Source organism: Sphingobium sp. DEHP117 (assembly GCF_030867385.1).
Lineage (GTDB): Bacteria > Pseudomonadota > Alphaproteobacteria > Sphingomonadales > Sphingomonadaceae > Sphingobium.
Window position 1 is genome coordinate 336,048 of record NZ_JAPFBJ010000001.1, and the last position, 21,938, is coordinate 357,985.

The 21,938-nt window shown below is 63.3% G+C and carries 21 protein-coding genes; 5 read left to right on the forward strand and 16 right to left on the reverse strand.

Translation table 11 applies throughout. The annotated features are described in order from the left end of the window. Positions 1–14: 14 nt before the first annotated feature. Positions 15–1,172 (reverse strand): N-acetyltransferase, encoded by a 1,158-nt coding sequence (locus OOT33_RS01680; protein WP_307748243.1) that lies wholly within the window; start codon positions 1,170–1,172, stop codon positions 15–17. A gap of 234 nt (positions 1,173–1,406) precedes the next feature. Between OOT33_RS01680 and OOT33_RS01685 the strand changes: the two genes are divergently transcribed. Further along, positions 1,407–2,465, forward strand: coding sequence for a fatty acid desaturase (locus OOT33_RS01685; protein WP_307748244.1), 1,059 nt, complete (start codon positions 1,407–1,409; stop codon positions 2,463–2,465). Between the two features lie 167 nt (positions 2,466–2,632). On the opposite strand, the gene lptG is transcribed toward OOT33_RS01685, so the two are convergent. Together lptG and lptF are read right to left on the reverse strand one after the other, a co-directional pair. Then, a complete protein-coding gene (lptG, locus tag OOT33_RS01690) occupies positions 2,633–3,733 on the reverse strand; it encodes an LPS export ABC transporter permease LptG (protein WP_307748245.1) in 1,101 nt (366 codons plus the stop codon). A gap of 12 nt (positions 3,734–3,745) precedes the next feature. Beyond that, positions 3,746–4,951, reverse strand: a complete 1,206-nt coding sequence (gene lptF / locus OOT33_RS01695) for an LPS export ABC transporter permease LptF (RefSeq protein WP_307748246.1) — start codon at positions 4,949–4,951, stop codon at positions 3,746–3,748. 356 nt (positions 4,952–5,307) lie between these two features. Here lptF and OOT33_RS01700 point away from each other — a divergent pair, with 356 nt between their 5' ends. Genes OOT33_RS01700 through OOT33_RS01710 form a run of 3 tightly spaced genes read left to right on the forward strand, consistent with a single transcriptional unit; the run spans position 5,308 to position 7,655 of the window. After that, positions 5,308–5,766: a DUF2141 domain-containing protein gene (locus OOT33_RS01700; RefSeq protein WP_373690513.1), complete on the forward strand. Its 459-nt coding sequence runs from the start codon at positions 5,308–5,310 to the stop codon at positions 5,764–5,766. A 3-nt stretch (positions 5,767–5,769) separates the two neighbouring features. Then, positions 5,770–6,744, forward strand: a complete 975-nt coding sequence (locus OOT33_RS01705; RefSeq protein WP_307748248.1) for a diacylglycerol kinase family protein — start codon at positions 5,770–5,772, stop codon at positions 6,742–6,744. Further along, entirely contained in the window at positions 6,741–7,655 is a 915-nt protein-coding gene (locus OOT33_RS01710; protein WP_307748249.1) for a hypothetical protein, read from the forward strand. Before OOT33_RS01705 ends, OOT33_RS01710 begins: the two co-directional genes overlap by 4 nt. Here OOT33_RS01710 and OOT33_RS01715 read toward each other — a convergent pair. The 11 genes from OOT33_RS01715 to OOT33_RS01765 form a co-directional block, all read right to left on the reverse strand. Beyond that, entirely contained in the window at positions 7,609–9,627 is a 2,019-nt protein-coding gene (locus OOT33_RS01715; RefSeq protein WP_307748250.1) for an ATP-binding protein, read from the reverse strand. The two genes, OOT33_RS01710 and OOT33_RS01715, sit on opposite strands and share 47 nt — an antisense overlap. Before the next feature lie 60 nt (positions 9,628–9,687). Beyond that, positions 9,688–10,890, reverse strand: a complete 1,203-nt coding sequence (locus OOT33_RS01720; RefSeq protein ID WP_307748251.1) for an aminotransferase class I/II-fold pyridoxal phosphate-dependent enzyme — start codon at positions 10,888–10,890, stop codon at positions 9,688–9,690. A 147-nt stretch (positions 10,891–11,037) separates the two neighbouring features. Next, positions 11,038–11,280, reverse strand: a complete 243-nt coding sequence (locus tag OOT33_RS01725; protein ID WP_307748252.1) for a phosphopantetheine-binding protein — start codon at positions 11,278–11,280, stop codon at positions 11,038–11,040. A gap of 84 nt (positions 11,281–11,364) precedes the next feature. After that, positions 11,365–12,267, reverse strand: a complete 903-nt coding sequence (locus OOT33_RS01730; RefSeq protein WP_307748253.1) for an NAD(P)H-binding protein — start codon at positions 12,265–12,267, stop codon at positions 11,365–11,367. Next, complete coding sequence (gene proB, locus OOT33_RS01735; RefSeq protein ID WP_307748254.1) at positions 12,267–13,397, reverse strand: glutamate 5-kinase; 1,131 nt, start codon at positions 13,395–13,397, stop codon at positions 12,267–12,269. Before proB ends, OOT33_RS01730 begins: the two co-directional genes overlap by 1 nt. Further along, positions 13,382–14,455 (reverse strand): GTPase ObgE, encoded by a 1,074-nt coding sequence (gene obgE, locus OOT33_RS01740; RefSeq protein ID WP_307748256.1) that lies wholly within the window; start codon positions 14,453–14,455, stop codon positions 13,382–13,384. Before obgE ends, proB begins: the two co-directional genes overlap by 16 nt. Before the next feature lie 50 nt (positions 14,456–14,505). Next, positions 14,506–15,789, reverse strand: coding sequence for a cytochrome c peroxidase (locus OOT33_RS01745; protein ID WP_307748258.1), 1,284 nt, complete (start codon positions 15,787–15,789; stop codon positions 14,506–14,508). A 150-nt stretch (positions 15,790–15,939) separates the two neighbouring features. Beyond that, the gene (locus OOT33_RS01750) at positions 15,940–16,512 is read right to left on the reverse strand and encodes a GNAT family N-acetyltransferase (protein ID WP_307748259.1); all 573 of its coding nucleotides are present in this window, start codon (positions 16,510–16,512) and stop codon (positions 15,940–15,942) included. Positions 16,513–16,761: 249 nt separating this feature from the next. Continuing rightward, on the reverse strand, positions 16,762–17,031 hold the full coding sequence (gene rpmA / locus OOT33_RS01755) for a 50S ribosomal protein L27 (protein ID WP_129404065.1): 270 nt from the start codon (positions 17,029–17,031) through the stop codon (positions 16,762–16,764). A 30-nt stretch (positions 17,032–17,061) separates the two neighbouring features. Continuing rightward, on the reverse strand, positions 17,062–17,424 hold the full coding sequence (rplU, locus tag OOT33_RS01760) for a 50S ribosomal protein L21 (RefSeq protein WP_307748260.1): 363 nt from the start codon (positions 17,422–17,424) through the stop codon (positions 17,062–17,064). A gap of 145 nt (positions 17,425–17,569) precedes the next feature. Next, positions 17,570–18,520 (reverse strand): AEC family transporter, encoded by a 951-nt coding sequence (locus tag OOT33_RS01765; protein ID WP_307748261.1) that lies wholly within the window; start codon positions 18,518–18,520, stop codon positions 17,570–17,572. Between the two features lie 74 nt (positions 18,521–18,594). Between OOT33_RS01765 and OOT33_RS01770 the strand changes: the two genes are divergently transcribed. Further along, positions 18,595–19,137, forward strand: coding sequence for a hypothetical protein (locus tag OOT33_RS01770; RefSeq protein WP_307748262.1), 543 nt, complete (start codon positions 18,595–18,597; stop codon positions 19,135–19,137). A 3-nt stretch (positions 19,138–19,140) separates the two neighbouring features. On the opposite strand, the gene hemB is transcribed toward OOT33_RS01770, so the two are convergent. Both hemB and OOT33_RS01780 read right to left on the reverse strand, forming a co-directional pair. Continuing rightward, the gene (gene hemB, locus OOT33_RS01775; protein WP_307748263.1) at positions 19,141–20,139 is read right to left on the reverse strand and encodes a porphobilinogen synthase; all 999 of its coding nucleotides are present in this window, start codon (positions 20,137–20,139) and stop codon (positions 19,141–19,143) included. Between the two features lie 41 nt (positions 20,140–20,180). Continuing rightward, positions 20,181–21,809 (reverse strand): peptidoglycan DD-metalloendopeptidase family protein, encoded by a 1,629-nt coding sequence (locus OOT33_RS01780; protein ID WP_307749267.1) that lies wholly within the window; start codon positions 21,807–21,809, stop codon positions 20,181–20,183. Positions 21,810–21,938 lie beyond the last annotated feature (129 nt).

A 21,938-nucleotide genomic window follows, 5' to 3' on the forward strand; every position in this document is an offset into this window, starting at 1 on the left:
TCGGGGGAAGGCCCTCAAAGGTCTTTTTCGTAGACCGTGTAGACCTTGTTGATCGTGCTGTTGATCGCCTCGGCGATGGCGTTCATGCCCTGATTGTCGTCGAGCACCCAACCGATCTCGCCGCGCGTCGCGCCGAATTTCGATACCGCGTCACGGCGGATATATTCGATCATCATGAAGGCAAGCTGGCTGGCCAAGCGGCTCGCCTGCAGGCGTTTGACCACGCCCATCAGCGGCACGCGCATGGTGCGCACCTGGGGCCTGCGCAGCCACCAGAGCAGCTTCGCCCAGTTGAACGGCAGCAACGAGCCGTTGAAGCCCCTGATCCCCTCATTGAGGTCCGGCAGCGTCATCATGAACGCCACCGGCTCGCCATCCAGCTCGGCAACGCGGATCAGGTCCTCAAACACGATCGGTTTCAGCTGCTTGCCGAAATGCGCGACTTCCTTGTCGGTTATCGGCACGAAACCCCAGTTGTCGCCCCAGGCGTCATTGAGGATGCTGAGGATGATCGCGGCCTCTTCGTAGAACTTGCTCTTGTCGACCCGGCGGATACGGATGCGGTCATTCTTTTCGCCGGATTGGACAATGCGCTGGATCAGCGGTGGAAAGTCGGTCGTGATATCGAGCTCATAGGTGCGCAGCTCTTTCACCGGCTTATAGTCAACCCCCTCGACCCATGGCTGATACTCCGGCCTATGATGCCCCATCATCACGGTCGGCGGATGGTCGAAGCCCTGCGTCAGCAGCCCTGGCTCCTCCCAGATCGAGAGCGACATCGGCGCGACCACCCGGGTCATGCCTTTCGCCCGCAGCCAGCCCTCGGCGGTGGCGATCAGCGCCTTGCCACTTTCCTCGTCCAGCGCGTCGAAAAAGCCCCAGTTTCCCGTGCCCGGCCCCATGCCTTGCTCGGGCGGCATGGTTAGCGCAAGTTTGTCGAAATGCGCGGAAATCCGCCCCGTCACATTGCCGCCCCGGCGCGCGAGGAAAAACTGCGCCTCGGCATGCTCGAAAAAGGGGTTCCTGCTATCGAGGATGATGCCATAAACCTCCTTCTTGAGCGGCGGCACCCAGTTTGGGTCTTGCCCATACACCTCCCACGCAAAATCGACGAAGGCCTTGAGGTCGGCCTTGCCGGAGACGGGCGAGATCACTAGGTCTGTCTGGGTCACGGCATGGCCCTTTGTTGATTGGGAACAAGGAAACGGTCGCCCGCCCTGTTAAGGCGGCTGTGCGGTGCCGACAATGATTATGTCACGTTGCTGCCATGATCCGCGCGCAATTTGGCTTTAGGAGTTTTCGGTGTCAGCCCTCTCCCCCACCCAACCTCCCGATATTGTATCCTATGGGAGGTCGGGTGGGGGAGAGGGCCGGTGCGGCACTCCACGAAGTGGAAAAGAATAATCATGACGGCACATCAAAAGATCATTGCGGACAAGAAATCCGCCATTCCGGACGACGCGGCGATGTTGCGCGCGGCGGTGGAACTGACCAAGGATATTTCGGCTGCGCGCGCCGTGATTTATTGGCCGGATTGCTTTGTATCCGCTGCCGTGGGGTATGTCGCGCTGGCGGCAGCGATCTTGGTGCGCGAGCCTTGGCTGGCGGTGGTGTGCGGTCTGGTGGCGGCGCTGGCACTCTATCGCGCGCTGCTGTTCATTCACGAACTCACGCATATTCACAAGAACGCGCTGCCCGGCTTCCGCTTTGCCTGGAATGTTGCGGTGGGCATACCGATGCTCACGCCGAGCTTCATGTATGAGAATGTCCACACGCTGCACCATGCGCGTACCCGTTATGGCACGGCGGAAGACCCTGAATATCTGCCGCTTGCCCTGATGAAGCCATGGTCGCTGCCCGCCTTTGTGGCGGTTGCCGCGCTGGCGCCGGTGGCACTCCTGTTCCGTAGCGCGGTGCTGGTGCCGCTGGGCGCGATCTTTCCGCCGCTGCGCACTGTGGTGTGGGAGCGGTTTTCCGCACTCTCCATCAATCCCGGCTTCCGCCGCCGCCCGCCCGAAGGGGCGTTTGCCCGCATGGTCTTGTGGCAGGAGCTCGGCGCATCCGCGTGGGCGCTCACGCTGCTTGCCAGCACGCAGGTCATCGGCTGGCGACCGCTGGTGATCGCGCTGGCGGTCTTCTCGCTCACGGCAGTGTTGAACCAGCTGCGTACGCTGGTCGCGCACCTGTGGGAGAATGACGGCGAGGCGATGACCGTGACCGCGCAGTATCTCGACTCGGTCAACGTGCCGCCGCCCGGCTGGCTCGCGCCGTTGTGGGCGCCGGTGGGGCTGCGCTACCACGCGCTGCATCACCTGTTGCCGAGCCTGCCCTATCATTCCCTCAGCGAGGCACACCGCCGCCTCTCGGCCCACCTGGGTGACGGATCGACCTATGCTGGCGCGCATTATGGCGGGATGATGCCGCTGCTCGCGAAGATCGCGCGCAGCACGATGGTGCGGCGCTAGGGGCTGTGGGGATTCAGTTCAGATGGAGCCGGGGCCGCAGGCGACCGCAGGGCAAAAGGGGGATTTTCGAGCATCGGAGCGCAGCGTACTCAAAGGTACGTGAGCACCGAAGCGCAGAAAATAGCGCTTTGCAGGCCTATATGGACTGAATCCCCGCAGCTCCTAGTCTATTCCTCGGTGCGGATCAGCACCGCTTCACCCAGCAGCAGGAACAGCAGAAACGGCGCCCAGGCCGCGAGCAGCGGCGGATAGGCGCCGATATTGCCCATGGCGAGCGCGAAGTTGTCCGCCACGAAATAGGCGAAGCCCAGCGACATGCCGATCACCGCGCGCACGAACAAATGGCCGGAGCGCGCAAGGCCGAAGGCGGCGACCGAACCGAGTAACGGCATGAGTAGCGACGACAAAGGCCGCGCGATCTTGTGCCACAGGCTCGCCTCCAGCGATCCCGTAGGCCGCCCGGCATCGCGCAGGTCCGCAATCGCCTGTCTCAGCGCCATGAAATCGAGCGCGTCGGCATCTACCTTGGCGAGCGTGAACTGATCGGGCCGGATCCCCTCGCCGTTGCGGATGGTGCCAAGCCTTTGGCTGGCTCCGCTGCGCACGTCGAACCGGCGCGCATCCTCCAGCACCCAGTTCTTGTTCGCGGGATCGTAAGAGCCGCGCGGCGCGCGCACGATATCGACGAGATGGTTGTCCACCCGGTGGAAAATCTCGATCTGGCTGAGCTTCACTGCGGTGCCGCGTCCGGATACCATCCCTGCTGTGATGAGGTTGTTGCCCTCGCGCACCCAGACATTGGTCTTGATGCCGCTGTCCCTTGGAATGTCGCCATAGCCGACGGACTTCCAAGCATCGAAAGCGGAGCTGGCGCGGGTGACGATGCGCTCGTTGAAGGCGAAGCTCAGCACCGCGATTGCCGCCGCAGCAGCGATCAGCGGCGCGAGGATCTGGTGCGCGGATAGGCCCGCTGCCTTCATCATCACGATCTCGCTGTGCTGGTTCATCGTCGCGAGTGTGATGAGTGTGCCCAAGAGCACCGAAAATGGCAGGAATGTGGCGACGATCTGCGGAAGGCGCAGGCCTACATAATGCCACAGCTCCGCCTCGCCATTACCGGGCACGGCGAGGATGTCGCCGCTCTCCCCCAACAGGTCGAGCGTCATCAGCACGATCGCCAGCATCGCCAGCACTGCAAAGCTGCGGACAAGGAAGGCGCGGGCCACATAGATGGCGAGGCGGCGTGAAGGGAAGAACTGAAGCTGCATGACAGTGCGTGCCTATAGCGCGTGGCGCATCTTCTGGCGACCCAGCCGCAGCCATTTGCCGATCCATTTCGATGCCTTGGCGAAGACCATCTCCAGCGCGCCGATCGGCTGGCCGCCGGGCCGGTGCGCGGCGACATGATACATCCAGAAAATCAGCGCCGCGAACAGCAGGAACGGTGTCCATAATGCGAGCAAGGGATCGACCCTGCCGGTCGCACCCATCGCTTCGGCATATTGGTTGATCTTGTGATAGGTCACAATGAACACGATCGAGAGGAACACGCCCAGCGCCGAGGTCGACCTTTTGGGCGGGATCGCGAAGGCCAGTGCTGCGAGCGGCAGCAGAAACATCATTGCAACCTCGACAAGGCGGAAATGCATGTTGGCGCGCACCTCGTTGCGGGTCTTCGGCTCCGTCTCGTCCGCTGCGCCCACGCGCACAAGCTCGGGCAGGGTCAGCTCCCGGTCCGCGCCGCCTCGGTTGCGGAAGGATTCGATGCGCGGCAGGTCGATCGGCAGGTCATGCCCGGAAAAGCTGAGGATGCGCGGGCTGGCGAGCTTCGCCGACCGCTGCACCAGCACTCCGTCAGACAGGCGGAGGATGATCGTGTCGGGATCGTCGGTGCGCAGGAAAGTACCGCGCGCCGCCGTGACGGCGAGCGACTGGCCCTTGTCCTGCTCCACCCGCACGAAGATGCCGCGCAGGTCGCGCCCGCTGTCAAAGCTCTCCTCGATCCTCAGGGTCATGCCCTTGCCGACATTGGCGAATTCTCCGATCTTGATCGAGGCGCCGAGCGCGCCGGAGCGCAGCTCATATTGCAGGCCCTCATAGGCATAGCGAGAATAAGGCTGAATGAAGCCGACGATAGCCAGGTTCACCAGCGCGAGGCCTGCTGCATAAAGATAGGGCACCCGCATCATCCGCCCGGGGGATAGTCCCACGCCGCGCAGCACATCGAGCTCCGACGACAGCGCCAGCCGCCGGAACCCCAGCAATATTCCCAGCATCAGGCCGATGGGAATGCCCAGCGCCAGATATTCGGGCAGCATGTTGGCAAGCATCCGCCACACGACGCTGACCGGCCCGCCCTGGGCAGCGACGAAATCGAACAGGCGCAGCATCTTGTCGAGCACCAGCAGCATCGCCGCAATCACCAGCGTGCTGGTGAGCGGTATGGCGATGAGGCGCGCGATATAGCGATCCGTGGCGGTGAGCATTTTCAATTTATCGTCGTCCCGTCACCATTTTTTGGCCGCAAATGTCTCTCATATCAATGTCGGGGCAACCTAGTGACCCGAATCTGAAGTTCGTCGCGCGTTGGATCGAGATTGAACGAACTTCAGATTCATAAGGGTCACTAGCAACTTTGTGATTCTAGTGTGGTTTAAGGATTTGAAACTCGCTCCGCACCATGCGGTTTAGCATAACGAATTTCAAATCCACCACACTAGGGCCACCTGGGCAGGACGCATATCCTGCACGGGCTATAGCTTCGAGGAGACAGTTGGTCATGCGCAAAATTTCGGGTGCATCGCGCAAGGGAGCGGTCATCGCCGCGCTTGCGGCGCTCGCGATGGCAGGATCGGCGACGGCCCCGGCGCGCGCTTACGCCCAGCGCCAGCATATCGACAATGATCTGGCGCGTTGCCAGGCGAGTGCAGGTCCGGCAATCCTTGTGGAGGTTTCAGGCTTCGAGGCTGCGCGTGGTGTCGTGCGCGTTCAGTCATACCCCGCCACGCGCAACGCCTGGCTGGAAAAGGGTGCGTGGATCAACCGCATTGAAACAGCGGTGAAGCCGGTCAACGGCAAGATGCGCTTCTGCGTGCCGCTGCCCTCTGCGGGCCGCTATGGCATCGCGGTACGCCATGACCTCAATGGTAATGGCAAGACAGACCTTGGGCGGGACGGCGGCGGGTTTTCCAACAACCCCAAGCTGAGCATATTCAATCTCGGCAAGCCGTCGGCAGACAAGGCTGCAGTGCCGGTGGGCAGCGCGCCGGTCTCCATCGCCATTTCGCTTCAGTATATGTGATCCATGGTTCTGGTCGCGCTTCTCTCCAATCCCAGGTCAACCGGCAACCGCCAGCTATTGCCGCGCGTGCGCAGCTATTGCGCGGGCAATCCGGACATCTTCCACTATGAGGTGGAGAGCGTGGACCAGATCGGCCGGGCGATGCAGATGATCGCGCATGTCAAGCCAACGGTCATAGTCATCAACGGCGGGGACGGCACGGTGCAGACCGCGTTGACCGAGCTGTATCAGGGCAGCTATTTCGAGGGCGCGACGCCACCACCGGTCGCGGTGCTACCCAACGGAAAGACCAACCTCATCGCGCTGGACCTCGGCATCAGGGGCGATCCGATCAAGGCGTTGGAGCAGATCGTCGGCATCGCGCGCAACGGGGTGGAAAGCCATGTCGTCGCGCGGGAGCTTATCTCACTGTCGGACGGTGCGCCGTCTACCCGCCCCGTGCTCGGCATGTTCCTCGGCGGGGCGGGGCTGGCCGACTCGATCCTCTATTGCCGCAACCGCATCTATCCACTTGGCCTCTCAAACGGCATCTCGCATTTCATCACCGCGCTGGTGGTCGTTGCGGCGATCTTCTTCGGCATCAAGGGTAGATTTATGCCACCGGCGGCGCGTCCGGTATCGATCTCGATGATGCGCAATGGCCAGCTTGCCGGGCGCTTTGCCGTGCTGGTAGTGACCACGCTGGAAAAGCTGTTGCTCGGAGCGCGCCCGGCTGGGGGGGCTGCGGGCGGCCGGCTCAAGCTTCTCGCGGTCGATCACAGCCCGGCGGCGATGCTGCGCATGATGGCAATGAGCGCGTTGGGGCGGTTTGGGCGTCAGAAGATGGAAGGCATTCATCTCGAACATGGCGATGAAATCCGCATCGAGGGCGAGAACAGCAGCGTGATTCTCGACGGCGAGATTTTCCATGCCGACAAGGGGCGGCCGATCGTGCTCACCTCCACTCCGCCGGTGCCGTTCCTGCGTCTGGCAGCGTGAGCGTCGGTTCAGCGGTTGCGGCACTGGTCAGCGCGGAGCTGGCCCAACCGGTCGATCCGCGCGTCGTTGAAATGGCGGCGGCGGTCGCCGCGCAGCACGGGGCAGCCGCGCGCGCAGTGTTGTTTTACGGCTCCTGCCTGCGGGAGGCCCAGCTCGATGGGCTGATGCTGGATTTCTACCTCATCGTCTCGGATTATCGCGCGGCTTACGAACGGCGCTGGCTCGCCCATGCCAACCGTCTGATTCCGCCCAATGTCTTTCCTTTTGCCTACAAAGGGTTGAGCGCAAAATATGCCGTGCTGTCCGAAATGGATTTTGCGCGGCTGTGCGGCGTGCAGGCAGATAATGTTTCGGTATGGGCGCGGTTCGCACAGCCTGCGCGCCTCGTCTGGGCAGCGGACGATGCGGCGCGGGCCAGCGCTGTTTCGGCTGTCGCCCAGGCGGGGCCGACCCTGCTTGGCCTTGCGCTGCCTGGCGTGGCGGCGGAACGGCGAGGTGACGCGCGAGCGGTTTTCGATTTCGGATTTTCAATGACTTACAAGGCTGAGTTGCGAGCCGAGCGCAAAGGGCGGGGCGGCTCAATCATTGATAGCGCCCCGGACTATTATGACGCGCTGTTCGATGCCGCGAAGGCTGATGGCCTGATAAACCCTGCTGCGCCCGTCAACGCCCGCGAGATGGCGGCGGCGGAGCGACTCTGGCGGCGGCTACAAAGGCGGGGCAAGTGGCTCAGCGTCATTCGGCTGATCAAGGCGAGCTTCACCTTCGCGGGCGGTATCGACTATCTTGCATGGAAGATAAACCGTCACGCCGGTACGCAGATCGTCATCCGGCCGTGGCAGAGGCGGCACCCGCTCATCGCGGCTATAATGCTCCTTCCGCGTTTGATGGCAAGCCGGGCAGTCGGCTGATCGCTTGCCCGATCGTCTTTTCAAGGCTGGCCAGCGTATAGGGCTTGCGCAGCAGCAAATGCCCGTCGAACAAACGGTTGTCGGCGACGTCGCCTGCATAGCCGGTAACGAACATCACCGGGATAGCGCGGAATTTGGCAGGCAGAGAGGCTATCATCTCCGGCCCGGTCATGTCCGGCATCAACACGTCGCTCAGGATGATGTCGATGTCGGGGTTTGCCTCCAGCATCGTCACGGCCTTGGACGGATGGTCGCAGCAGACGGCCTGATGGCCCAGGTCTGCCAGCGCGGATCGAGTCTGTGCCAGCACGCGCGGGTCGTCTTCCACCACCAGCAGCGTGAGCGAGGAGGGCGGCGGGGCCTTGCTCCCCTCTTGGGCGTTGGCGGTGGCGTGGACCAGATCGGGCACATCCACTTCGATGCCGAACGCAGTCATGTGGCGCGGCAGGTAAAGCTGGACCTCGGTGCCCGTGCCGGGCGATGACAGTATATTGACCTCGCCGCCACACTGGCGGACGACACCGAAGACCTGGCTGAGCCCCAACCCGGTGCCCTTGCCGATCGGCTTGGTGGTGTAAAATGGCTCGAACACACGTTGAAGCACTTCGGGCGTCATGCCGCAGCCGGTATCGATGACAGAAAGGCGCACGAACTCGCCCGCCGGGCAATCGCCGACTTCCCGAGCTCGCAGCCGGGCCTGCGCGGTTCGTATAATCAACGTGCCGCGCCCGTCCATCGCGTCGCGCGCATTCACCGCAAGGTTGAGCAGCGCGTTTTCCAGCTGGTGCCGATCCGCAAATATGGGCCAGTCGCCGCTGTCCAGTTCCATCTTGACCGTGATCTGGTCGCCGATCGCGCGATCGATCAGGTCGACCAGGCCGGTGACCACCTCGTCGGGCGATTGTGGTTCGGGCATATTGGGTTCGGATCGGGCAAAGGCAAGCAGGCGGCGGGTGAGGGCGGTGGCGCGGTTCGCCCCGTCGAGCGCATTGTCGATATGGCGGATAGCCTCCGGTTCGTCCGACACTCTGCGCCGCGCCAGCTCAAGCCCGCCGACAACAACGGCCAGCATGTTGTTGAAATCATGCGCAATGCCGCCGGTAAGCTGGCCGACTGCTTCCATTTTCTGCATCTGGCGCAGGCTTTCCTCTGCCTTGCCGCGTTCCTCGCTTTCGCGCTGCAGCTTGGCATAGGCGTGCCGCAGCTCCTCCGTCCGGTCAGCCACGGCAGCTTCAAGCGCCAGCGCGCGGCGATATTCTTCATCAATCTGCCGCTGCTCCTGCCGCCGCTCCTTCATGGCCGCGCGCGCGACCCACGCCATCAGCAGCAGGGCGGTCAGCAAGCCAAGCCCGAACAAACGGTACGTCGTGGTCGCCTGCGCCATCAGGTCTCCCGCGCGCGCCACCGCGATGTTGCGCTCGTCCAGCCGCTTGTTCTCTTCCTCGATCACCTGGTCGAGCAGCGAGTTGATGCGCTTGAGGCTGCGCGCCTTGCTCGCCTGATAGAAGGTACCGAGCGAGGTTTCCTTCTGATCATAGGTGGTGCGCAGCGCGATGTCGCTGAGCGCGGATCCCCGCTCCTTGAAGGCGGCCTCCAGCTGAGAAACCAGCTCTGACTCGACGCGATCGTTCAACGTCACGCGCTTGAGCGTCGCCAGCTCCTGCGCGGCGCGGTCCCACTCGGCCTGATATTGGCGGCCGATATCCTTGTCCATGCTGATGACATAGCGGCCGAGCGAGGACTCCGCCTTCGCCACCGAAGCATCCAGCTGGTGCGCGAGGACCACGATTTCGTAGCTGCGTTGTTGCTGGAGCAGCGCCGTTTGCTGTTCCCGCGCCGCCGTGCCCGCGAAGTAAAGCAGCGCACTTACCGTCAATGCGAGCGAGATGCCGATTACCACCGGCAGCATGCGGTCCACGCGCACCCGCCACAGCGTGCCGTCTTCAGCCATCACCGCGGAATGTTCGTTCATGAGTGAAGGCTATACCATCTGCCGTCCCATGAAAAGTGCGCGCAGTTTGGCTGGCCGCGATCACCCGATGATGCCGGTTGTCCGGCCCGCCCGGGTGAACATGCCGATGATCGTCTGCACCTGCTCCGCGCTATGCTCGGCGCACAGCGAGCAGCGCAGCAGCGTCATGCCCGCAGGGGTCGCAGGCGGGCGGGCGAGGTTTACATACAGCCCCTCGTGCAACAGCGCCTCCCACATCGCCGCGCCGCGTTCCAGATCGGGCATGATGACCGAAATGATCGCGCTCTGCGGTTCCGTGGTGCCGAGCTGAAAGCCCGCATCGCGCAGGCCCTTGTGCAGCGTCCGGCTGTTTTCCCACAGGTGCGCGCGCTTGTTTCCAGCGTGCATCAGCTTGCGGATCGAGGTGGCTGCGGTCGCCACCACGCTGGGCGGCAGGCTCGCCGTGAACACATAAGGCCGGCACACCAGGCGCATGATCTCGAACTTGGGGTGGTTCGACACACAGAACCCGCCCACCGTGCCGACGGACTTTGAGAAGGTGCCGATCACGAAATCGACCTGATCCAGCACGCCCTGATCCTCGGCGACGCCGCGTCCGTTGGGGCCGATGAAGCCCATCGAATGCGCCTCGTCCACCAGCACCATCGCGCCATGCGCCTTGGCGACCGCGATCATTTCCTTCAAGGGCGCGATGTCGCCCAGCATCGAATAGACGCCTTCGAGCACCACGAGCTTGCCTGCGCCCTCGGGAATGCGCTTCAGCCGCTTTTCCATCGCGTCGAGGTCATTGTGCTTGAAGGGGACCACCTCGGCATCGCCCATCTTGCACCCGTCCCAGATGCTGGCATGGCTGTCGATATCGAGCACGATATAGTCGCCCTTGCCCGCGATCGTGCTGATGATGCCGAGATTGGCCTGATAGCCGGTGGAAAAGACCATCGCATGGTCCATCCCGTAAAAATCCTTCAGTGCTTCTTCGACCGCCTTGTGCCCGGCATAGGTGCCGTTGAGCACGCGGCTGCCGGTGGTGCCGGAACCGAACTGGTCGAGCGCATCCTTGCCCGCCTGGATCACGTCCGGGTCGAAGGTCATGCCCATGTAATTGTAGGTGCCGAGCAAAATCGTCTCGCGCCCGTTGCAGATGGCGACGGTGGGTGAAACCACCTTTTCCATCACCAGGCCAAACGGGTCGGTTACGCCTGTTTCCAACAGGTTGGCGCGCATTTCGATAAGCGGATCGAACTTCGAAAACAGATCGGTCATGTAATGCTCTTCACCTTAGTCCCTCGTCACCCTGAACTCGTTTCAGGGTCCATTCCTCCCCGCAACCCGCCGCTCCCGAAGGCGCAATGCGCAGGCGAGTCACGTGCCCCGATTGCGCTGAAACGGGTTCAGCATGACGGGGGAGGATTACCCCCGCAACTTCACCACGGCATCCACCAGCTGGCCGACCGTCTCGATCTCCGCCTGCATGTTCATGCTGATGATGATGTCGAATTCGTCCTCGATCGCGGCGACGAAATCCATCACGGTGAGACTGTCCCACTCCAGATCGCCCGCGAAGGTAGTGCCCTCGCTCAGTTTCACGCCCTTCTTGTTGAACGGCGCGATTTGGGCGACAACCTGATCGTATATTTCGGAGCGGTCAGTCATGCTGGGTCTTTCCTGTAGTCCTGCGCGGCTCATGCCCTCGGTCAAAGGCGTTTGGCAAGGGAATATGGCGGCAATTGGGCGGGATCAATGGCGCAACGTGGCGGCGACTTCCGCCAGACCCTCGTCGGCGGAAATGCGCGGGCGCCACAACTGGCTGGGAGGCCGCTTCGCGGGGTCGATCACCCAGTCGGGATGGCACATATACCGCACCCGGTCTTTGGTTAGCTTGGCTTTGGGGCCACGAACCAGTCTGTCGGCGTGCGCGAACAGCATCAGGAGGGACTGGGGGAGGGGGAGGGGTATCACGCGCCGCTTCAATGCTCGACCGAAGGCAGCGGCCAGTTCGATATGGGAGATGCCATTGGGAGTGCCGTCGTCTACCTCCCAGATTTCGCTATAAAAATCATCTCCCGTTTCGCCGCAAAGCAATACCAGGGCACGGGCGAGGTCGGCGACATGAATGAGCGACTCCCTTCCCTCGGTGGGAACGGGCATGATCCCAAAGCGGGCCACCTTCATGATCTCCACAAATTCCGTATCGTTCGGGCCATAGACGGCAGGCGGACGCACCATCGTCCAATCGAGGCCCGAGGCGCGCACATTCTCCTCGGCGAGATGCTTGGACCAGCAATAATCAGACAGCCATGGATTGCGCGCGGCGAACGACGACACATGGATGAGACGCTTGATGCCCGCCCGGTGCATCGCCGAGATCACATTGGCCGTGCCGATGCCATTTCCCGCTTCGAAGCCTGCGCGGTTGGGCGCGTTCACCACGCCCGCGATGTGAAGCACCACATCCGCACCTTGCATAAGCATATCCAGCGCGCCGACATCATCGAGCGCCCCCGCAATCCATGTCACCGCATCCCGCTCCGGCTGCGCCCGCCGCGCCAGCGCACGCACCGTAAAGCCTGCCGCCAGCAACTGATCCAGCGTCTCGCTGCCGACGAACCCGGTCGCGCCGGTAACGGCAACGGTGCGCATCAGAGCATCACCATATGATCGCGATGGACCAGCGCGGGGCGCACCGCCTCGCCAAGCAACGCCGCGATCTCCTCACTGCGTCTGCCCGCGATGCGTACCGCGTCATCCGCATCATATTCCGCAAGGCCGCGTGCAATGGCCCGGCCTTCCGCATTCAAAACATCGACCACATCGCCACGCGCAAAGCGGCCTTCCACTGCCGTCACGCCTGCAGGAAGAAGGCTGTTGCCGTTCGCGAGCGCCCGCGCCGCGCCCGCGTCCACCGTGATCCGGCCCTTGACGACAAGCCTGCCCGCGAGCCAGTTCTTCCGCGCGCGATTGCCGGTTTGCGCGAGGAATATGGTTCCGTTCGCGCCCTGCTCCCACGCCGAGAGCGGCCGTTCCGGCTCGCCTGAAATGATGGCGAGGTGCGCACCTGCGCTGTTTGCAATCCGCGCCGCCTCGATCTTGCTTGCCATCCCGCCCGATCCCATGCCGCTGCCCGATCCGCCATCGGCCATGGCAAGTATATCGGCGTCGATGCGCTTCACCTCGCGCACCAGCTGCGCATCCGGGTTGCTGTGCGGGTTGGCGGTGTAGAGCCCGTCCACGTCCGACAGCAGCACCACGGCATCCGCGCGCGCTGCCTGCCCGATGCGGGCGGCGAGGCGGTCATTGTCGCCAAAGCGGATCTCGGTGGTGGCGACGCTGTCATTCTCGTTGATGACAGGGATCACACCCAATGACAGCAGCCGCTCCAGCGTGGCGGCGGCATTGAGATAGCGGCGGCGGTTCTCCAGATCGTCGAGCGTCAGCAGCATCTGCGCGGCAGTGAGCGCTTGCTCACCCAAGAGCTGCGCCCAATGGCCGGAAAGCGCGATCTGCCCGACGGCGGCGGCGGCCTGCGCGTCGTCCAGGCTGCCCCGCCCGCCCTTAGGGAGGGAGAGCCTGCGCGCACCCAGCGCAATCGCGCCTGATGATACGACGATGATCTGCTGCCCGGCCTTGGTGCGCGCCGCAATGTCCGCCACAACGCCAGCAAGCCACTCGGAGCGGATCGCGCCCGCCTTGTCCACCAGCAGCGCAGAGCCGATCTTTACGACGAGGCGTTTGATCAGGGCAGGGGGGAAGCCGGTCAGAGTGGTGACCATGGCTTGTCCTCCTGCTCCGGCTCCTCCTCCTCTTCGGCAAGAGCTGCAAGAGCCGCGCCGTCCTCATCCAGCATGGGGAACACGGCATCGAGCAGCGCGGGTACGCCCTCGCCGGTCGCGCCAGAGATGATGAAAACCTCTTCCACTCCCGCCGCGCGAAGCTGCCCAGCGATGTCTTCCATGAGTTCCGGCCCCAACAGGTCGCCCTTGTTCAGCGCGATGATCTGCGGCTTGTCCTCCAGCCCTTCGCCATAGGCTTCCAGCTCGTTTTGCACGATCTCCCACGCCGCGACAGGGTCATCCTGCGTCGCGTCGATCAGGTGGATGAGCACGCGGCACCGCTCGATATGGCCAAGGAAGCGGTCGCCTATGCCCACGCCTTCCGAGGCACCCTCGATCAGGCCGGGGATGTCGGCGATCACGAACTCGCGCTCGCGGTGGGAGACGACGCCCAATTGCGGTTTGGTGGTGGTGAAAGGATAGGCACCGACCTTGGCCTTGGCGTTCGTCACCTGATTGATGAAGGTCGATTTGCCCGCATTGGGAAGGCCGACGAGGCCCACGTCCGCCAGCAGCTTGAGGCGCAGCCAGACCCACATTTCCTCGCCCGGCCAGCCGGTGCCATGCTGGCGCGGCGCGCGGTTGGTGCTGGTCTTGTAGCTCAGGTTGCCGCGTCCGCCGTCGCCGCCGCGCAGGAATACCTGTCGCTGGCCCACCTGCGTGAAGTCGGCCAGCAGCTCGCTATAACCGTCCTCATCCGGCTCGGAAATGATCTGCGTGCCGACCGGCACTTTTATGACGCGGTCTTGGCCGCCCGCGCCCGTGCGGTTCTTGCCGGCGCCGGGCATGCCGCGCTGCGCCTTGAAATGCTGGGTATAGCGAAAGTCGATGAGGGTGTTCAGCCCCGCCACCGCCTCAAAGATGATGTCGCCACCCTTGCCGCCGTTGCCGCCGTCCGGCCCGCCATATTCAATATATTTCTCACGCCGAAAGCTGACCGCGCCGGGGCCACCACTGCCGGATTTGATGAAAATCTTCGCCTGATCGAGAAAGTGCATGGCAAGCGCGTTTATCGCGCTTGCCCCGGTTTAGCCAGCACTGATGCGGATCAGGCTATCTTCAGACGCTCCTTGCGGTTCCGGCGCAGCGCCGCGCCGATGCCGCCAAAGCCGACGAGCATCAGCGCCCAGGTCGTGGGTTCCGGCACAGTGGGGGCCTGATAACCGTCGGTCAGCGTGCCGAGGAAGGCGACAATGTTTTTCTTGTCCCACTTGTTGAGCGGCAGGTTGCCGAGTTCATCAACATTCATTTGTTCGGCAAACTCCGCGCCCGGCCAACATCCGGCGGCCACCGCGGCTGAGGAGCTGAGCATCACGGATGTACATACCGGCTTGGTGTCGCGCGTGGCGTAGAAATCGACCACATCCTCTAGGTTGTCGAACCAGCCATTATGTCCGTATGGCCCGGTGAGGGCGACATTGCGTAGGGTCGATACCTTGAATGCGCCATAAAGGCTCTCGTCGCCGACAATTCCGCCCAGCCCCAGATCCACGAATGAGGTGCCGTCGGGGTTGAACTGCGTAGGCAGGTTCAGGAAGTCGCTTGCGAGGTTCTTGGGGATGCCGATATTGTCATACGTGAAATCGGTGAACAGCGCGGGCGTCCCATCGTCGCTTGGGCTACTGATGTGGCAGGCGGCGCAGTTACCCTTCATCGGGTCATTAAAGGCGGCAAGGCCACGCTGCTCCTTCAGGGTCAGCTTCGCCTGGCCCTTGTTGTAATAATCGAACTTGGAGGTGAACGGCGATACCTCCGACGACCGCTCATAGGCGGCAATCGCGGTAGCCAGCTTTTCATAGGCCTTGGTCGGCGTGTCGAAGATGTTCGCGCCATAGACCTGTTTGAAGGCTGCGGCATTGCTGCCGTTTTTCAGCGTGTTGAGGACATAGGATTTGGACGGATTGCCCATCTCCAGCTTGTTGAGGAACGGTCCCTTGGCCTGCACCTGCAAGGTAGGTGCCCGGCCATCGAGGAACTGCCCGCCAACCCAGAGACCTTCCGTCTCGTCGTAATGGAACTCGGGGCTGAAAGCGGCATAAGCAACGGTCGGAGTGTTGCGGTTGCCGAAGAGCGAGGGATTGTCGCCTTTCGAAGTCGGGTGATTCTTGTCGGGGTCAGTGAAAGCGGCGCTGGGTGCGTGGCAAGAGCCGCAGGCCTGCGTCCCGTTTTTTGAGAGAGTCTTGTCGAAGAACAGCGCCTTGCCAAGGGCCTGCTCTGCCGTCAGGCTGCTGGCAAGCGCAGGCTGCTGGGTGCCGAAGGCAAGAGCGCCGAATGCGGCCAATCCAACGCCACCCAGACGGCCAGATAAAGGAAGCTTGCTGCAAAATGCCATGATATCCCCCTGAAAATCAGCGATATTTTGCGCGATTCCGGGTGAAATTTCAAGGTTGTTAACTAACAATACTTGCAATACTTGATTTGTAGTGTGCCAGTTAGAGACGGTAAAGGAGAAGAGTTTATGCTGTCTCTTCCCCCTTACGTATCAGGCTGCAATGGCAGCGTGGTCGCGGTACAGCTCAAGCGACGGATCTGGCCGTTTCGGGCGCATATCCGCGTCTTCGAACAATGCGCATTCGGCCGCCTCGCCGCGCGCCGCGCTATGGCGCCGTTCCGTGCGGCCGGTTGCGCGAAAGCCGAGCTTGCGCAACACGGCGGCTGAGGCCGGGTTGTCGAGGAAGTGGCTGGCCCGGATGCCTGTCAGTCCGGTCGCACGGGCAATATGCATCACCGCGCTCGCCGCCTCGGTGGCAAAGCCCAAGCCCCAATAGCGGCGCGCGATCCAGTAACCCAGCTCAGGCGTGCCGTCTTCCCGCGCGCTGATGCCACAGCCGCCGATAAGTTGCGGCGCGCCGCGCGTCCGTTTGACGATCAGGAAATCGGGCAGCGGCCCTGGCTGCGGCGCTTCCAGATAGGCGCGCGCATCCTCTTCCGAATAAGGCCACGGTGCGCGGGTCAGATTGCGCACAATCGCCGGGTCGGCAATCGCCGCCGCAAGGGCGGGTGCATCCTCCGCCCAGCCCGGGCGCAGCAGCAAACGCGCTGTTCTTGCAAACATTTCTCTTTCCTCTCGTGCGATGCTGTTATCGCAGACTATGGTGACAGCTTGACGACATTATAGGACAATTCCGCCCCATCTGTTCTCGGTCGTGCAACGCTTGGGTCAAAACGATGTTCCGGCCTGCGCGGGACGACAAAAAGCGGGGCAAACCCTGCCCGGGCGCCCCGCTTTGATGACTCGCTTTTGTTCAAGCGATCCCCGGTCCGGAGCGTCCCAGATGGACGATCCGGTCAAAGGATCGTCCTGTTATTCGGCGGCTTCCGCCATTGCGTCTACCGACACATATTTGCGGCCGAGCTTGCCATCGTGGAATACCACGCGGCCTTCGCCGAGCGCGAACAATGTGTGGTCCTTGCCCATGCCGACATTGCGGCCCGGATAGACGCGGGTGCCGCGCTGGCGGATGATGATGTTGCCGCCGATCACGTGCTGACCGCCGAACTTCTTGACGCCGAGGCGTTTCGACTCTGAGTCGCGGCCGTTGCGCGACGAACCGCCAGCTTTCTTATGTGCCATTTTCTATGACTCCTTAAATCTTGTTCGCGCTTACGCTTCCGTGGCCGGGGCGGCTTCGGCTGCCTCTGCCTTCTTGGCGGCCTTCTTCGGCTTGTCTCCGCCGATCGCCACGATCTTCAGGATCGTGTGGTTCTGGCGGTGGCCGTTGCGGCGGCGGTAATTGTGGCGGCGGCGCTTCTTGAAAACGATGACCTTCTCGCCCTTCGCCTGCGCGATGATCTCTGCAGAGACCGTCAGCCCCTTGGTGTCCTTGAGGTCTGCGCCTTCGCCCGCGAGCAGGACATCGTCCAGCGTTACGGTGTCGCCGGCGTCACCCGCCAGCTTCTCGACGACGATCTTGTCTCCGGCGGCGACGCGATATTGCTTGCCGCCCGTGCGCACAACAGCGAACATGGCTTTATCTCTTCATCCAAAAATGCTTGGCACAATGCCAACGGAGCAGCGCCCCATGACCCTGCGCGGAATGTGGCCCGTTAGTGGATAGGGGTCGCACTGTCAACCGGATTCGGGAAGGGAAGGGCCGGTAAAGGTCGGCCCATCATCGCGGCAGGGATGCCAGCAGTATGGACAGGGTCACCACTGAAATCAGCGTCGTCATGAGGATGGTGCCGGATGTCACTTTGCCGTCGCGCGCATAGAAGCCGGCGACCATGAACGGCCCCGTTCCTGTGGGCAGCGCGGCGATTGCCACCGCCATGAAGGCGGGCAGGCCGCGCATGCCCAGCAGCCCATAGGCCATCAACGCGGTGATGAGCGGGTGCGCCACCAGCTTTGCGCCCGTCAGCGCGAGCACGAACCGGTTGCCGACCGCCTCTGCCAGCGGACGCTCGGCAAGAAAGAGACCGATGGCGACGAGTGCGGCCGGGCTGGCCGCACCCCCCAGCAAATGAGTAAACCGTTCGGCCACGTCAGGCAGCTTCACGCCGGTGAGCCACCAGGCCACGCCCGCCAGCGAAAGCGCCAGCACGGGGTTCTTGATCACACCTGCGCCCGCTTTGGCGAGGGCATGCAGCACGCCCTGGCTGCGGTGATGGCCCAGCTCGATCGTGCCGACCGCCAGCGCGAAAAGGCTCATCAGCGTCAGCGAGGCGGCAACAATGACATAGGGTGCGCTCATCGGACCGATGGCAAGAAGAAAGAGCGGCAGGCCGAGATATGCTGCGTTGGAATAGCTCGCATTGAGGCCATCGACTGCGATATCGGCAATAGGCAGGCCGCGCAGCCGCCCGATACCCAGGCCGATGATGTAAAGGATCACGCTGCCCAGCAGGGAAACCAGAACGAACTCATTATCCCACACTGCCCGCCAGTCGGTCGTGGCGGCGATATGAAACATCAGAACCGGCAGAGCGATCCATGTCACGAAGCGGGTCAGCAGCGCGCCCGAGCCCTCCGGCATGATGCCCAGCCTGCGCGCCGCATAGCCCGCCGCGATCATCAGGAACACCGGGGCAATCGTGGCGAGCGTGGTCAGCATGGTCGCCCGCATAGGCGTTTTGGCCTGCGCGGGCAACGTCAGCCTCGGTTGCGCAGTTGGTCGTACGGCCCTACATGGCAGGAACGATGCAAAAACGCCTTCTCGCCAGTCTTACCCTGCTCCTCTCCGCCTGCGCCAGCATGACGCAGGACGGGCGCGGTTATCCATCGCTCGCCCGCCGCCCGGCCGAAACCGCGCGTGTAGGCGGCGAGGTGGTGCCTGATCCGGCTGCCCAGCCTGTGCAGGCGCAGCCATCCCCAGCCGATTCGGCATTGCTCCAGCAACTGGCTGCGCTTTCAGCGCAGGCGGACAGAGGCAAAGGCGCATTTGACCGGATCTATGCCGAAGTCGCTCCGGGGATCAGCGCTGCGTCAGGCGCCGCGGTATCGAGCGAGGCGTGGGTGGGGGCGCAAGTCGACCTCGCCCGGCTGGAGGAAGCACGCTATGACAGCGTCTACGCACTCGCCAGCCTGGATACGCTCTATGCGGACAGGATGAAGGCTCAGGCGGAGGGGTCTTCACAAGGCGGCATCGCGGAAATATTGGCGGCACGGCGCATGGCGCTGGCCAATGTCGATGCCCAGAATGACCGGATCGACGCGCTGAAGGCCGCGCTCAGGCAGCCTTGAAGCTCATTCCATCAGCCGCGCGGCGTGAAGCGCGTGGTAGGTCAGCACCCCGGTGCAGCCTGCCCGCTTGAAGCTCATCAGCGTTTCCAGCACCAGCGCATCGCGGTCTCCCGCGCCTGCCGCCGCCGCTGCCTCGATCATGGCATATTCCCCGCTCACCTGATAGGCGAACACCGGCACGGCAAACCGTTCCTTCACCGCGCGCACGATGTCGAGATAGGGCAGGCCGGGCTTCACCATCACGCTGTCCGCGCCCTCGGCAAGGTCCAGCGCCACCTCGCGCAGCGCCTCTTGCGCATTGGCGGGGTCCATCTGATAGGTTTTCTTGTCGCCCTTCAGCAGCCCGCGCGAGCCCACGGCATCGCGGAACGGGCCATAAAAGGCGGAGGCATATTTGGCGGCATAGGCCATGATCTGCACGTCCTGATGGCCGTTTTGCTCCAGCGCCGCGCGGATCAGGCCGACGCGCCCGTCCATCATGTCTGATGGTGCGATGATGTCCGCTCCCGCCGCCGCCTGATTGAGCGACTGGCCGATCAGCACGTCGATTGTTGCATCATTCACAATGCGGCCACGGTCATCCACCAGCCCGTCCTGCCCGTGCGCGGTATAGGGATCGAGCGCGACGTCCGTAAGAACGCCTATGTCCGGAACCGCATTCTTGAGCGCGCGGATGGCGCGGCACATCAGATTATCCGGGTTAAGTGCTTCCTTGCCGTCATCGGAGCGACGCTCCGCCTGCGTATTGGGAAACAGCGCGATGCAGGGGATGCCCGCTGCCATCGCCTCCTTTGCGCGGGCGACGATCAGGTCCACAGACCAGCGCGACACACCGGGCAGCGAGGATATCGGTTCCTCCACGCCGCTACCCTCGGTCACGAACAGCGGCCAGATGAGGTCTGACGGGTGGAGGCGGTTCTCGGCGAACATGGCGCGGCTCCACGCATGGGCACGGGTGCGGCGCAGGCGCAGCGCGGGGTAGGGGGCGGTGGGGATCGTCATGGCGCGGGTTTTAGGAGGTTGCCCGCTTCCTCGCAAGCAGGTCAGCGCGAGGCGATCTTGCGCGCCTGCTCGGCCTTGAGCGTGTCTGCTGAAACTACTGCTACGTCGCTGCCGCGCGCCGTCGCCTTCAGGCTGCTCAGCCTGGCGCGAAACGCCTTCAGCTCCCGCCCGCCGAGCAGCGCTGTCTGCTGGAACTTGACCGACAAGGGGTTCACTGTTCTGCCGTTCTGATACACTTCATAATGAAGATGCGGCCCGGTCGAGATGCCGGTGGATCCGACATAGCCAATCACCTGGCCCCGCCGCACACGCTGCCCCGCATAGACGGCGATGCTGCTCATGTGCGCATAGCCTGTGCCGAGGCCGCCGCTGTGGGCGAGCTTCACGAAATTGCCGTGCCCGCCATGCCGCCCGGCATAGCTGACCACGCCGTCCGTCACCGCGTGGATCGGCGTTCCGGTCGAAGCCGCGAAGTCCACGCCCTGATGCATGCGTGAATAGCCGAGGATCGGGTGAAAGCGCATGCCGAAGCCTGACGATATCCGCCGCGCCTCCACGGGCTGGGCGAAACCGTCGCGCTTCTTGCCGACGCCCGATGCCTCGAACCACTGCTCGCGGCCCTCGTGCGTCCATTTCAGCATGTCGAGTTTTTTGCCGCTTGCGGTCGTCAGCCCACCATAAAGCAGCGCGCCCGGCTCGGCCATGCCGTCTGCCGCGCGGCGATGGGCGATGATGATGTCGAAGCGGTCACCCGCTCCGATCCGCTCCAGCGATATCTGCTGCCCGATCACGCGAAGATAGGTCTGCGCCGTCGCCGGGGTGGCCCCTGCGGCGCGCGCCGCCTGATAGAGACTGTCTGACACCACGCCCCTGATGCGCAGCGGCGTATCATCCACGGCAATCGGCGTGCGGTGCAAAGTGAGTGCGCCGTTCTCGCGCTTCAGGTCCACCGCTAGGTCAAGCCGCGCCCTGAACGAGAGCGCATCGAGCGGGCGCATGGCCTTCGGGTTCGGGCGGCGGCCCAGCGTGATGTCGAGCCGCGTGCCGGGGTCGATGCTGCCGGGGCTGATCTCTTCGCCCAGCGTGCGCATCACCTCGCGGCTGTCCGCGCTGGAAACGCCTGCACGCGCAAGCGCGCGAGACAGGCCGCCGCTCTCGCCTACTGACGAGAACAGCTGGATCATCGGGCGTTCCGGCGTGCTGGCGAGCGGCGAAACAAGATCGGTCGGCCCCATGTGCCGCCCGCTGTTGCTGCCATAGGCCAGCGGTGTGATCATCTGCGAGCGAATCTCGTCATAGCTTGCGGCCGTCATCGGCGCTTCGGCCAGGCCGGGCAGCGGCGCGAGATCGGGCGCGAGCTTCACGGTCACGAAACAGAGCGCAGCGCAGGTGGCAAGGCCGCGCCACCATGTCCGGCTGCCGACATCGCGTCCCAGATCGGGAACGAGATCGATCTCTTCGGCCCAGTATTTAAGGCTTTCGCGCCAGTGCTGGGTACGGGCGGGGGCGGGGGATGCACGGCCGAAGCCGCGCGGTGCGCTTGCTCCAGGTCCTGGCACAGGCAGAGGCAATGCCAAGGCCGCAGCGCCTCCTGCCGTGCCATTGTGATCATCGTTCAAAAACAAATCAGGCCCATCCCCGAACCAGAGCGATTTCCAGTCAAATGGCATCATTTGACGATTCAGAAATCGCGGTAAACCCAAACCAGAGCGGTCAGTCTGATCCAGTCAGACTGAAAACCGCTCGCTCCGCGCAGCCCGCTTCCGCGCAGATATGCGGCACTTTTGTGAAGGCTGAGG

What these genes read in the sequence shown, in the direction of transcription:
- rpmA (WP_129404065.1), bottom strand. Translation starts at nt 17,031, where the DNA reads ATGGCACATAAGAAAGCTGGCGGTTCGTCGCGCAACGGCCGCGACTCA.
- rplU (WP_307748260.1), bottom strand. Translation starts at nt 17,424, where the DNA reads ATGTTCGCTGTTGTGCGCACGGGCGGCAAGCAATATCGCGTCGCCGCC.
- OOT33_RS01765 (WP_307748261.1), bottom strand. Translation starts at nt 18,520, where the DNA reads ATGCGGGCGACCATGCTGACCACGCTCGCCACGATTGCCCCGGTGTTC.
- hemB (WP_307748263.1), bottom strand. Translation starts at nt 20,139, where the DNA reads ATGACGATCCCCACCGCCCCCTACCCCGCGCTGCGCCTGCGCCGCACC.
- OOT33_RS01705 (WP_307748248.1), top strand. Translation starts at nt 5,770, where the DNA reads ATGGTTCTGGTCGCGCTTCTCTCCAATCCCAGGTCAACCGGCAACCGC.
- OOT33_RS01780 (WP_307749267.1), bottom strand. Translation starts at nt 21,809, where the DNA reads ATGCCATTTGACTGGAAATCGCTCTGGTTCGGGGATGGGCCTGATTTG.
- lptF (WP_307748246.1), bottom strand. Translation starts at nt 4,951, where the DNA reads ATGCTCACCGCCACGGATCGCTATATCGCGCGCCTCATCGCCATACCG.
- proB (WP_307748254.1), bottom strand. Translation starts at nt 13,397, where the DNA reads ATGGTCACCACTCTGACCGGCTTCCCCCCTGCCCTGATCAAACGCCTC.
- OOT33_RS01745 (WP_307748258.1), bottom strand. Translation starts at nt 15,789, where the DNA reads ATGGCATTTTGCAGCAAGCTTCCTTTATCTGGCCGTCTGGGTGGCGTT.
- OOT33_RS01700 (WP_373690513.1), top strand. Translation starts at nt 5,308, where the DNA reads ATGGCAGGATCGGCGACGGCCCCGGCGCGCGCTTACGCCCAGCGCCAG.
- lptG (WP_307748245.1), bottom strand. Translation starts at nt 3,733, where the DNA reads ATGCAGCTTCAGTTCTTCCCTTCACGCCGCCTCGCCATCTATGTGGCC.
- obgE (WP_307748256.1), bottom strand. Translation starts at nt 14,455, where the DNA reads ATGCACTTTCTCGATCAGGCGAAGATTTTCATCAAATCCGGCAGTGGT.
- OOT33_RS01750 (WP_307748259.1), bottom strand. Translation starts at nt 16,512, where the DNA reads ATGTTTGCAAGAACAGCGCGTTTGCTGCTGCGCCCGGGCTGGGCGGAG.
- OOT33_RS01685 (WP_307748244.1), top strand. Translation starts at nt 1,407, where the DNA reads ATGACGGCACATCAAAAGATCATTGCGGACAAGAAATCCGCCATTCCG.
- OOT33_RS01720 (WP_307748251.1), bottom strand. Translation starts at nt 10,890, where the DNA reads ATGACCGATCTGTTTTCGAAGTTCGATCCGCTTATCGAAATGCGCGCC.
- OOT33_RS01770 (WP_307748262.1), top strand. Translation starts at nt 18,595, where the DNA reads ATGCAAAAACGCCTTCTCGCCAGTCTTACCCTGCTCCTCTCCGCCTGC.
- OOT33_RS01715 (WP_307748250.1), bottom strand. Translation starts at nt 9,627, where the DNA reads ATGAACGAACATTCCGCGGTGATGGCTGAAGACGGCACGCTGTGGCGG.
- OOT33_RS01730 (WP_307748253.1), bottom strand. Translation starts at nt 12,267, where the DNA reads ATGCGCACCGTTGCCGTTACCGGCGCGACCGGGTTCGTCGGCAGCGAG.
- OOT33_RS01725 (WP_307748252.1), bottom strand. Translation starts at nt 11,280, where the DNA reads ATGACTGACCGCTCCGAAATATACGATCAGGTTGTCGCCCAAATCGCG.